General features: G+C 71.1%; 11 protein-coding genes. 8 read left to right on the top strand and 3 right to left on the bottom strand.

Features of this window, described 5'->3' with window-relative positions:
* Window positions 1–120 precede the first annotated feature (120 nt).
* The 8 genes from KUM03_RS04855 (at window position 121) to KUM03_RS04820 (ending at window position 7,206) form a co-directional block, all read left to right on the top strand.
* Window positions 121–768 carry an HAD family phosphatase gene (locus KUM03_RS04855; protein ID WP_217245723.1) on the top strand — a complete coding sequence of 216 codons (648 nt, stop codon included), beginning with the start codon at window positions 121–123 and terminating at the stop codon, window positions 766–768.
* Window positions 769–841: 73 nt separating this feature from the next.
* Window positions 842–2,092, top strand: coding sequence for an MFS transporter (locus KUM03_RS04850; RefSeq protein WP_217245722.1), 1,251 nt, complete (start codon window positions 842–844; stop codon window positions 2,090–2,092).
* Window positions 2,043–3,215, top strand: coding sequence for an acetoin utilization protein AcuC (locus tag KUM03_RS04845; RefSeq protein ID WP_217245721.1), 1,173 nt, complete (start codon window positions 2,043–2,045; stop codon window positions 3,213–3,215). Before KUM03_RS04850 ends, KUM03_RS04845 begins: the two co-directional genes overlap by 50 nt.
* Window positions 3,216–3,471: 256 nt before the next feature.
* Complete coding sequence (locus KUM03_RS04840; RefSeq protein WP_217245720.1) at window positions 3,472–4,287, top strand: phosphatase; 816 nt, start codon at window positions 3,472–3,474, stop codon at window positions 4,285–4,287.
* A gap of 129 nt (window positions 4,288–4,416) precedes the next feature.
* Window positions 4,417–4,629 carry a helix-turn-helix domain-containing protein gene (locus tag KUM03_RS04835; RefSeq protein ID WP_004984898.1) on the top strand — a complete coding sequence of 71 codons (213 nt, stop codon included), beginning with the start codon at window positions 4,417–4,419 and terminating at the stop codon, window positions 4,627–4,629.
* A gap of 108 nt (window positions 4,630–4,737) precedes the next feature.
* A complete protein-coding gene (locus KUM03_RS04830; RefSeq protein WP_003948845.1) occupies window positions 4,738–4,836 on the top strand; it encodes a 30S ribosomal protein bS22 in 99 nt (32 codons plus the stop codon).
* 202 nt (window positions 4,837–5,038) lie between these two features.
* Window positions 5,039–6,100, top strand: coding sequence for an NAD-dependent epimerase/dehydratase family protein (locus tag KUM03_RS04825; protein ID WP_217245719.1), 1,062 nt, complete (start codon window positions 5,039–5,041; stop codon window positions 6,098–6,100).
* 14 nt (window positions 6,101–6,114) lie between these two features.
* Complete coding sequence (locus tag KUM03_RS04820; RefSeq protein WP_217245718.1) at window positions 6,115–7,206, top strand: lysophospholipid acyltransferase family protein; 1,092 nt, start codon at window positions 6,115–6,117, stop codon at window positions 7,204–7,206.
* Between the two features lie 57 nt (window positions 7,207–7,263).
* Here the strand turns inward: KUM03_RS04820 and KUM03_RS04815 are convergent, their stop codons facing one another.
* From KUM03_RS04815 to KUM03_RS04805, 3 genes are all read right to left on the bottom strand, one after another.
* Window positions 7,264–8,508 (bottom strand): DUF5667 domain-containing protein, encoded by a 1,245-nt coding sequence (locus KUM03_RS04815; RefSeq protein WP_217245717.1) that lies wholly within the window; start codon window positions 8,506–8,508, stop codon window positions 7,264–7,266.
* A 244-nt stretch (window positions 8,509–8,752) separates the two neighbouring features.
* On the bottom strand, window positions 8,753–9,544 hold the full coding sequence (locus KUM03_RS04810; protein ID WP_217245716.1) for an ECF subfamily RNA polymerase sigma factor, BldN family: 792 nt from the start codon (window positions 9,542–9,544) through the stop codon (window positions 8,753–8,755).
* 302 nt (window positions 9,545–9,846) lie between these two features.
* Window positions 9,847–10,779, bottom strand: a complete 933-nt coding sequence (locus tag KUM03_RS04805) for an HAD family phosphatase (protein WP_217245715.1) — start codon at window positions 10,777–10,779, stop codon at window positions 9,847–9,849.
* Window positions 10,780–10,873 lie beyond the last annotated feature (94 nt).

The raw sequence follows: 10,873 nt of genomic DNA, 5'->3' as shown, positions 1-10,873 counted from the left end.
TGGTACTGCAGGGGGGACCCTGTGGGAGAGTAGGACGCCGCCGAACAATTATTGCGAGAAAGCCCCGCACCGGGAACGGTGCGGGGCTTTCTGCGTTTCAGGGTCGTTTAGTGTCTCCGTATGCGCTACGACCTGGTTATCTTCGACAACGACGGCGTCCTCGTCGACAGCGAGCCGATCTCGAACCGGCTCCTGGCCGGCTATCTGAGCGAACTGGGGCATCCGACGTCGTACGAGGACTCCCTGCGGGACTACATGGGTGCCGCGATGCACCGGGTGCATGACCTCGTCCTGGAGCGGACGGGGCGAAGGCTGCCCGAGGACTTCGACGACGTGTTTCACCGGCGAGTCTTCGCCGCGTTCGAGGAGAACCTGGAGGCCGTGCCCGGGGTTGTCGGCCTGCTGGAGAAGCTGACGGTGGACGGGGTGCCGTACTGCGTGGCGTCCTCCGGGAGCCACGAGCGGATTCGGGTGGGGCATCGGAAGACCGGGCTGGACCGGTGGTTCGGCGACGAGCACATCTTCAGCTCCCAGGACGTGGGGCGGGGGAAACCCGCCCCGGATCTGTTCCTGTACGCCGCGCAGCGGATGGGCTTCGCGCCGGAGCGGTGCGTCGTGGTGGAGGACAGTCCGCTGGGTGTGCGGGCGGCTGTCGCGGCCGGGATGGACGTGTACGGGTTCACAGCGATGACGCCGACCGGGAAGCTGGCCGGGGCCACCCGGCTCTTCCAGGACATGGGGGAGTTGGCGGGGTTGCTGACGACCTGACCGGAAAAGTTGAGCAGAATTCATCTCTGGCTGGATCTACCCACGGGTAAGCGGGAGCTCTACGCTCGCCGCCATGACGGATGTGCTGCGGCGCGGCAGGGTCTCGTTGGCGTTCGGGTTCTTCGCCCAGGGCGTCGCCTTCGCTCTGCTGGTGACGCGGATCCCGGCCGTCCAGGACCGGTACGGGGTCTCCGACGCGCTGCTGCCCGTCTTCCTGGCCGCCGTGCCCATTCTGGCGGGAGTCGGAAGTGTCGTGACCGGGCGCCTGGTGCGGCGGGTGCGGCCGAGCCGGCTGCTGCGGTGGTCCCAGCCGGTGGTGCTGCTGGCGCTGCTCGGCGTCGGGGCGGGGGACGGGGTGGCGGCGCTGGCCGTGGCGCTCGGCTTCTTCGGGCTCGCCGTGGGGGCGCTGGACGCCTCGATGAACATGCTCGGGGTGAGTCTTCAGCGGGCGTACGGGCGCAGCATCATGCTGGGTTTCCACGCGGCGTACAGTCTGGGCGGGATCCTGGGAGCGTCGCTGGCCTGGGCGGGGGCGCACTGGGACCTGGCGTTGTGGGTGTCGTATCTGCCGGTCGTGGTGGTGCTGTTGCCGCTCGCGCTGGTGGGGAGCCGGTGGTACCTCGACGGGGACGGTGGCGGTGCCGGCGAGGTCGGGGCGGGTGGGTCGCGCAAGGCGGCGGAGGGTGCGGGCGTCGGGTTCAAGGTGCTGTTGCCGTTGTGCCTGGTGATGACGTTCGCGTACATCGGGGACTCGACCGTCTCCAACTGGAGCGCCAAGTACCTCCAGGACGTGCTGGGGAGTTCGGAGCAGCTCGCCACCGTGCCGTACAACGTGTACATGGTGACCACGCTGGTGGGGCGGGCCGTGGGGGACTTCGGGGTGCGGCGGTTCGGGGCCGTGGCGGTGGTGCGGGGTGGGGCCGTGGTCGCGGCGGGTGGGTTCGCCGTGGTGGCGGGGGCGCCCGGGGCCTGGGTGGGGATGCTCGGGTTCACGCTGCTGGGGCTGGGGTTGTGCGTGCTGGTGCCGCAGACGTTCGCGGCGGCGGGGCGGCTGGCCGAGGAGAGGGACGGCGGTCCGGGGGCGTCCGACGCGGCGGTGGCGCGGCTCAACGTGTTCAACTACGTCGGTTTCCTGATCGGTTCGCCGTTGGTGGGTGCGCTCGGAGACGCCTGGAGCTATCGCGGGGCGATGCTCGTACCGATGGTGTTGGTGCTGGTGACGGTCGTGTACGCCAGGTCGTTCGAGGCTCAACCGGACCGATACGGTGGCGGGCATGAGCGGCCGCGCACAGCTGATGTGGGACGAGGCAGTAACGGGCTATGACTTCGGGCCGGAGCATCCGATGGATCCGGTCCGGCTCGCCCTGACACGGAGTCTGGTCGGCGCCCTCGGGCTCGACCGGGAGGTGGAGGTCGTCGCGGCGCGGGCGGCCGGGGAGTCGACGCTGCGGCTCGTGCACCGGCAGGACTACATCGACGCGGTGAAGGCGGCGTCGCTGGAGCCGGGCGCGGCGGACGCGTCGTACGGGCTCGGGACGGTCGACGACCCGGCCTTCGCGGGGATGCACGAGGCGTCCGCGCTGATCGCCGGGCAGTCGGTGGGGGCGGCGGAGGCGGTGTGGCGCGGGGACGCGCTGCACGCGGTGAACTTCGCGGGCGGGCTGCACCACGCGATGCCGGGCGCTGCGTCCGGGTTCTGCGTGTACAACGACGCGGCGCTGGCGATCGCGCGGCTGCTGGAGCTGGGGGCCGAGCGGGTCGCGTACGTGGATGTGGACGTGCACCACGGGGACGGGGTGCAGGCGGCGTTCTGGGAGGACCCGAGGGTTCTGACGGTCTCGCTGCACGAGCATCCGGCGACGCTGTTTCCGCAGACCGGCTGGCCGGAGGAGACGGGGGCGGAGTGCGCCGAGGGAGCAGCGGTGAACGTCGCACTGCCGGCCGGGACCGGTGACGCGGGGTGGTTGCGGGCGTTCCACGCGGTGGTGCCGGAGGTGCTGGCGGACTTCCGGCCGCAGGTGCTGGTGACGCAGCACGGTGCGGACACGCACTTCGAGGATCCGCTGGCGCACCTGGCGGTGTCGCTGGACGCGCAGCGGGCGGTGCAGGTGGTGTGTCACGAGCTGGCGCACGAGTACGCCGGGGGGCGGTGGGTGGCGCTGGGGGGCGGTGGTTACGCCGTGGTGGACGTGGTGCCGCGGTCGTGGACGCATCTGGTGGGGATCGCGGCGGGGCGGCCGGTGGAGCCGGAGACGGTGATTCCGGAGGGGTGGCGGCAGGAGGTGTTCGCGCGGACGCGGCAGCTTGGGCCGATGCGGATGACTGATGGGCGGTGGCCGGTGGGGTGGGCGCCGTGGGAGGCGGGGTACGACCCCGCGGATCGGTTGGATCAGGCGGTGGTGGCGGCTCGGCGGGCGGTGTTTCCGTTGCGGGGGTTGTTGGCGTAGCGGGCTCGCTTATCGGTTGCCCGGCGTCCGGGCTGGGCGGGGGTGGGACGCGTGGCTCGGCGCTGCCGAGGTGCCGCTGCGCCCACCCGTGCCGCCCTGGGGGCACCTCCCAGGCCGTTCAGGCACTGGGGGAGGCACGACTGCCCGCAGCTATGGCAGCTGGGGCAGCTGGGGAGAGCGGGAACGTTACGCCGACCGTGGGTAGGTTGTTGCGTTCCTCAGTCGGGAGGCGGGTGGAACCGGCAGCATCAGTCCCGTGCTGACCCGTCGAGCTCTTCGGGCTCATCTTCTCGACGTCCGGCTTGCCGGGGTGGTGGCGACTTCCCGGGAGGTGAGTCTGCGGAGCTACCGGTTGTTCGCGGCGCGGGATCCGCGGGTGCTGATCGGGATCGATCCGGAGCGGGACTGGGGGCACCGGGAGCTGCTCGGGCTGATGGCGGAGAGGTGCGGGGTTTCGGCCGATCCGCGGCAGACCGCGGGCCAGGACGTGATCGATCCGGACCGGACGCTGGCGGCCCTGGACGCGTTCGCCGGACGGCTCGCGGCCGTCGCTCAGCGTCGCGGGCCGGTGCTCCTCGGCACCGGGCACCCGCATCGGCTGCTCGGTTTCTACGCCGCCTTGGCCGAGGCGTTGTCGGCGGCGGGATGTGCCGTCCTCACCCCGGCGCAGGGTCGCCGTGTCGACATAACGACCCGGTTCGGTCTACGCACGTACAACCTCGACTACGTCCGGGGAGTCGCGTTGGTGCGGGAACCCGGCGCCGGGCGCGCCGGTGGTGAGCCCGGCGCGCACACGCATTCGCCGCTCCCGGTTCGTACCGCGCTGGCTGCCGCGGCCGAGGCCGGCGGGCCGCTTCCCGAGTTGGTGATCGGGGACCATGGTTGGGTCTGCGGTGCAGGTCAGCTGGGGTTCGAGGCGATCGGGCCGGCCGATACGGACGATCCCGCGCTCTTCGTCGGTCAGGCCGAGGGGTCCGTGTCCGTCGTCGTTCCACTTGATGACGCCGTGCGGTCTGAGTACTACCGGCCGCTTACCCGCTACGTACTCAATCGGGCGTGTCTGTCACGGTAGGGAAGCGATGGGTGCACCTCTTCCCCATTCGCATCACCCGCCCCTACATTGGGGAGTGAGCACGCAGCGACGAAGAGTCACCGGAAGGGGAAGCCGGTGGCCGTCGAGTGCGGAAGGTTCAGGTGTGTCATGGCTGCAGCTGGCGAAAGGCCTCTGAACGAGGTTCAGTTCCTTACCGTGGCGGAGGTCGCCTCGGTGATGCGCGTGTCCAAGATGACCGTGTACCGGTTGGTGCACAGCGGTCATCTGCCCGCGATCCGGGTGGGACGGTCGTTCCGCGTCCCGGAGCAAGCGGTTCACGAGTACCTCCGGGAGAGTTACGTGGGGGTGGAAACGGCCTGACGACCTCGATTACGAGCTCAGCGCTCGGGCGGGTAGGCTGGCCCCTCGTAGGTCGTGTGGGCCCATGGCGCTCACCAACCGAGTGATGAGAAGTGAGCGAGGGTAGTCGTGGGCTCTGTTATCAAGAAGCGGCGCAAGCGGATGGCCAAGAAGAAGCACCGCAAGCTGCTGAAGCGCACGCGCGTTCAGCGTCGCAACAAGAAGTAAGCGACGCTGCGCCGTCAGCGTGGTCTGTGGCCCCCCACCGCATCCGGTGGGGGGCCACAGTCGTACCGGGCCCGGGCCGGGCGCGAAATCTCGTCACTTGCCGCGTCCGTCGGTCGTCACAGCGCAACACCGACCGGCTAAGTTGGCCCGCAGGCGGGGAACGCGGCAGGGTACGCAGCAGGGCGGAAGGAAGGCGCTGATCTTGGGCAAGGTCGTGCTCGTGACCGGAGTGGCCCGTCAGCTGGGCGGCCGGTTCGTCCGGCGCATCCAGCGTGATCCCGACGTGGACCGGGTCGTCGGCGTCGACGCCGTCGCGCCGGAGCACCATCTGGGCGGAGCCGAATTCGTCCAGGCCGACATCCGCCAGTCGGCGATCGGGCGCATCCTGGCCGAGACGGGTGCCGACACGGTGGTCCACCTGGACGTCACGGGCACCCCGCTGGGCAGCGGCAGCCGTACGTCGGTCAAGGAGACCAACGTCATCGGCACGATGCAGCTGCTCGGTGCCTGCCAGAAGTCGCCGGCCGTGCAGCGGCTCGTGGTGAAGTCCAGTACGAACGTCTACGGGTCCGCGCCGCGCGACCCGGCCGTCTGCACGGAGACCACCGCGCCCAAGTCGCTGCCCAGCGGCGGCTTCGCCAAGGACGCCGTCGAGGTCGAGGGGTATGTGCGGGGCTTCGCCCGGCGCCGCCCGGACGTCGCGGTGGCCGTGCTGCGGTTCGCCAACATCCTCGGGCCGGCCGCGGACACGCCGCTCGCCTCGTACTTCGGGCTGCCGGTGCTGCCGACGGTGTTCGGCTACGACCCGCGGCTGCAGTTCGTGCACGAGGACGACGTGATCGAGGTGCTGCGGATCTCCTCGCACGAGCCGCGGCGGTCCACGCTGAACAGCGGCACCTTCAACATCGCGGGCGACGGTGTCCTGACGCTCTCGCAGTGCTCGCGCCGGCTGGGCCGCCCCACGGTGCCGTTGCTGCTGCCCGCGGTCACCTGGGCGGGCTCGCTCGTGCGTACGCTGGGGATGACGGACTTCTCCCCCGAGCAGATCCGGCTGCTCACCCACGGGCGGGTGGTGGACACCACGCAGATGCGCGAGACCCTGGGTTTCCGGCCGAAGTACTCGACGGCCGGGGCGTTCGCGGAGTTCGCGCGCGGCCGTGGCGCGGGTCTGCTGCCGCCCGAGGCCCTCGCGGGGGCCGTCGACCGGATCGCGGAGCTGTCCCTGCGGGGCAGCGGCCACCTCCCGACGCAGAGCGCCAACTGAGGAGCGCATCAACGATGGCGGACGCCAAGGTCATTCCGTTCGACGACGACCGGTCGCGGGGGAGCGGCGGCAGCAGTGGCAGCGGGGGGAACGCGGCCCAGCGCCCGGCCCGGCGCCGCGGCGCGGGGGGCCGGCGCAAGGGCTCGGCGGAGGCCGTGCCGGTCCGGGAGGTGCAGCCGCTGCCGATGCGGGGGGCCGCCGAGGACGGCGACGACGCCGTGACGCCCGAGCCGCGGTCGTCGGAGGACGTGGAAGCGGGCGCGGACGGAGGGCTGGAGCGGCGTGTCGCGGGCGGCCTGGCCTTCCTGCGCCGCCGCCTCACCGGTGACTACGAGGTCGACGACTTCGGTTACGACGCCGAGCTCACCGACCAGGTGCTGATGTCCATGCTCCGCCCGGTGTACGACAAGTACTTCCGGGTCGAGGTGAAGGGCGTGGAGAACATCCCGGCCGAGGGCGGGGCGCTGATCGTGGCGAACCACTCGGGGACGCTGCCGCTGGACGGCCTGATGATGCAGGTCGCCGTGCACGACCACCATCCGGCTGACCGGCATCTGCGGCTGCTGGCGGCGGACCTGGTGTTCGTGCTGCCGGTGGTCAACGAGCTGGCCCGCAAGCTGGGGCACACGCTGGCCTGCGCGGAGGACGCCGAGCGGCTGCTCGCCCAGGGTGAGCTGGTCGGGGTGATGCCGGAGGGCTTCAAGGGCATCGGCAAGCCGTTCAGCGAGCGCTACAAGCTCCAGCGTTTCGGGCGGGGCGGTTTCGTGTCGACGGCGCTGCGCCAGGGGGCGCCGATCATTCCGTGCTCGATCGTCGGCGCGGAGGAGATCTACCCGATGATCGGCAACGCGAAGACGCTGGCGCGGCTGCTGGGCTTCCCGTACTTCCCGCTGACGCCGACCTTCCCGTGGCTGGGGCCGCTGGGTGCGGTGCCGTTGCCGACGAAGTGGACGATCCAGTTCGGTGAGCCGATCCCGACGGACGGCTATCCGGCGGAGGCGGCGGAGGACCCGATGCTGATGTTCAACCTCACGGATCAGGTGCGGGAGCAGATCCAGCACACGCTCTACAAGCTGCTGGTGCAGCGGAGGTCCGTGTTCTTCTGAGACGACGATTGAGACGACGATGGGGGTGCCCCTCGCGCAGGGGCACCCCCATCATGCTCACTCCGCGTCGTCCGCCTCGATGCCCAGGCCGGGCAGGAGGTCCGGGAGGAGGGGCGGGAGGGTGACGTCCGGTTCCGCGGGCGGGGTGTTGTCGCCCGTGGACGGGGAGGCGGGGCCGCTGTCCTTGGGCGGGTCGAGCAGGCCGCCCGTGCCGCCGCCGAGCAGGCCGTCGTTCTCCTGGCCGGAGCCGGTGGACTCGCTGGGCCGGCCGCTGTCCGTGCGCCCGCGCTCGGAGGTGCCGTCGTCGCCGGTGCTGGGCGCCGACGAGTGCCCGCCGGAGCCGGGGGCGTCGCTGGTCGCCGATCCGGAGCTGCCCGGGCGGCCGTCGTCCGCGCCGCCGGTTTCCCGGTCCGGCGGCTGCGGCAGCATGGACTGCAGCGGCGCCACGTCGTCCTCTATGGCGTCGAACACCGACGACACCTGCTCACTGACGTCCCCGAGCTGCACGGGCAGCCGGTCGCGCAGGGCTCCCCAGGCCTCCCGGTGGGAGCGGGAGAAGGTGGAGAGGGCCTGCATGGGGGCCAGGGAGTCGGGGTCGCGGGCGTAGACCGCGCTGAGCAGCCGGTGGCCCTCGGAGGCGTCGTGCCGCATGCCGGACAGGGCGCGGCGGATTTCACCGAGGGACTCGTGGTCGAGGGAGCCGCTGCGGCCGCGCTCCATCAGCCTGCGTGCCTCGTTCAGCCGGGTGGACGCCAGGTCCAGGTAGGCCCGGCCGCGCTCGTCGTCCCCGTCGGCGAGGCCGAGGCGGAAGTCCTCTATGCCGCGCTTGAGGCCGTAGAGCGAGTCGCCGGGCAGGGCGTCCGAACTGGCTGCGGCGACTCCGCCGAAGGCTCCGGCGGCCACGCTCACGCTCAGCCCGCCCGCGGTGAGGCCCTTGGCCAGCCGCGAGCGCGGCCGGAACCTCTTCAGCGGGGCCGCCCGGTGGGTGCCGCGCGCCCGGCGCTGTTCGGGAACCGAAGGGTCCGTCGCCCCGCCCGCGGTGCCCTCCTGGAGCATGGCCTCGAACGCGGCCACCAGCTGGGCCCGCTGGACGACCTTGACCTCGGGATCAAGCTCGGGCCGGGGCAGTGTCTCCAGGCCGGTGGCGAGGGTCAACAGACGACCCTGCTCGGTCTGTTCCCCGGTGGACCCGGCGGCTGCCGGACCTCCGGACTGCTCGGCCGCCGCCCCGGGATCGGACTGCTCCTCCAGAGCCTGGGCGAAGGCGTTCGCCCGCCGGTGTGCCGATACGTTCGCGATCACTGGCGGCACCTCCTCTCGTCATGACGGTCGACTCCCCAGGGGGTCCTGAGGGTTGCACACCCTGATCGGAACCACCCGATCGTGTGATCGGAGTCGGCCAGGGTGTGACCACAGGGAGCCTGCATCCCGCACAACGAGTGGCGCGGCACTTGGGTTACGGACGGTGGATGATCGGACCGCTGTCTCAACGGACTTTCACCGGGGGTGACTTGGGGAACGCGGAAGGTGATTGTCGACAGTGCTCTCAGCGCGCGTCGTCCGGGAGGAGCCGGGCGAGGGTGCGTACGGCCCGGTACTGGAGCGTCTTGATGGCACCCTCGTTCTTGCCCATGACCCGGGCGGTCTCGGCGACCGAGAGGCCCTGGAGGAAGCGCAGGGTCACGCACTCCTGCTGCTGCGGGTTGAGTCGTCGTACGGCGTCCAGCAGGGCGGCGTTGGAGAGGGACTCGAGGACGGAGTCCTCGGGGGACCGCTCGACCTCGTTGGCGTCGAGCATCTCGCCGGTGGTGACCTCCAGCCGGAAGCGGCTGGACTTGAAGTGGTCGGCGACGAGGTTGCGGGCGATGGTCACCAGCCAGGCGCCGAAGTCGCGGCCCTGCCAGGTGAAGGTGCCGATGCGCCGCAGGGCCCGCAGGAAGGTCTCGCTGGTGAGGTCCTCGGCGGTCGCCTTGCCGCCCACCCGGTAGTAGATGTAGCGGTACACGGTGTCGCTGTACTGGTCGTAGAGCCGGCCGAAGGCGTCGGCCTCGCCGGCCTGGGCCCGTTCGACCAGGTCCATCATGCGGGCGCTGTCGCTGTCGGCGGCGGGGCGCCGGTGGGTGGCGGCGGCCCCGGACGAGGACGACCGCGCGCGTCTGCCGACGGCGGCGCCCGAGTCGGCCAGTGCGTAGCAAGGGCCGGCCGGGACGGTGGCCGTGGCGAGGGCGGGGACGGCGTACGCGGTGGGGACGAAGCCGCGCAACAGGTCTTGGGCTGATTTGACCGTTGCGCGCAGCGTAGCCAGGCCCGAGGCGTCAACCCCGACGTGTGGGTACACGGGACTCCCAGAGGCAGAGCTTCCATCACGTGCAGTACGGAACCATTCACCCGTCGTAGCGAAGGTGGGGTGCCGGAATGCGTCTGAGGAGAATAACGCTTCGTGCAGGCACTGCTACGCCCAGTTGCTCAAATCATCGATTACGTCGCTTCCGTGCCCGATTGACGCTCGATCGGATGCGACAGAGTGATCAGTGAATGACCGAAACGGTTCGAATTCGGTGTGACTACAGAGCGTGTTGTGGCCGATGTGAGGAAGCGGGACTGAGGAGGGCGTTCCGCGGGTACGTCACCTGACTTGGCTCAGCGGCGGCGGCGGTGCAGCGCGATGGCCGCCGCGGTGCCGCCGGCCACGGCGCCGACGCCCGCGGCCGCCGGGATGCCGACCTTGGCCGCCTTGCGGCCGGTGCGGTAGTCCCGCAGCCGCCACTCCAGTTCCCGGGCGTGCTTGCGCAGCTTGGAGTCCGGGTTGATCGCGTACGGGTGGCCGACCAGCGACAGCATCGGGATGTCGTTGTGGGAGTCGCTGTAGGCGGCGCAGCGGGACAGGTCCAGGCACTCCGCCGTCGCCAGCGCCCGTACCGCCTCCGCCTTCGCGGGGCCGTGCAGGGGTTCGCCGACGAGCTTGCCCGTGTAGACGCCGCCGATCGACTCGGCCACCGTGCCCAGCGCACCGGTCAGACCCAGGCGGCGGGCGATCACCTGGGCGATCTCCACCGGGGCCGCGGTGACCAGCCAGACCTTCTGCCCGGCGTCCAGGTGGGCCTGGGCGAGGGCGCGGGTGCCCGGCCAGATCCGTTCGGCCATGTACTCGTCGTAGATCTCCTCGCCGATCGACCTCAGCTCGGAGACGCGGTGGCCCTTGACGATGGACAGCGCGGAGTCGCGGGCGTCCTGCATGTGCTCGGGGTCCTCGAACCCGGCGAGCCGGAACCACGCCTGCTGCCAGGCGAACCGGGCGAGGTCGCGGGTCTCGAAGAACTTCCGCTTGTACAGGCCCCGGCCGAAGTGGAAGATCGCGGCGCCCTGCATCACGGTGTTGTCGAGGTCGAAGAAGGCGGCTGCCCGCTCGTCGCCGTGGACCGGGAACTCGGGCGGCTCCGCGCCCGTGTCGGGGGCGGTCGCCTCCGCGGACTGCGCGGATTTGCGTGCTGCCTCCGCCGAGGCCTCGCCTGCCAACACGCTCCGCGCCGTGGCGGAGCGCCTACGGGGGGTGAGCCATCGAAGAGCGGCCATGTCCGTGAGCATAGCCAGTTTGTTCGGGGGCTTCGGAGTCGAGAGGTTCGGAGGCTGTGAACTCTGGACGACCGCACCGTTACGAGGGCGGCCG

The sequence above is a fragment of the Streptomyces sp. AC602_WCS936 genome, assembly GCF_019049125.1.
In the GTDB taxonomy this organism is placed as follows: domain Bacteria; phylum Actinomycetota; class Actinomycetes; order Streptomycetales; family Streptomycetaceae; genus Streptomyces.
Note: the sequence above shows the minus strand (reverse complement) of the source record. Positions and strands in the feature narration are given on the sequence as shown.

Excerpts from the sequence above, each read along its gene's own strand:
- KUM03_RS04855 (WP_217245723.1), top strand. The coding sequence starts at position 121 with ATGCGCTACGACCTGGTTATCTTCGACAACGACGGCGTCCTCGTCGAC.
- KUM03_RS04850 (WP_217245722.1), top strand. The coding sequence starts at position 842 with ATGACGGATGTGCTGCGGCGCGGCAGGGTCTCGTTGGCGTTCGGGTTC.
- KUM03_RS04845 (WP_217245721.1), top strand. The coding sequence starts at position 2,043 with ATGAGCGGCCGCGCACAGCTGATGTGGGACGAGGCAGTAACGGGCTAT.
- KUM03_RS04835 (WP_004984898.1), top strand. The coding sequence starts at position 4,417 with ATGGCTGCAGCTGGCGAAAGGCCTCTGAACGAGGTTCAGTTCCTTACC.
- KUM03_RS04820 (WP_217245718.1), top strand. The coding sequence starts at position 6,115 with ATGGCGGACGCCAAGGTCATTCCGTTCGACGACGACCGGTCGCGGGGG.
- KUM03_RS04805 (WP_217245715.1), bottom strand. The coding sequence starts at position 10,779 with ATGGCCGCTCTTCGATGGCTCACCCCCCGTAGGCGCTCCGCCACGGCG.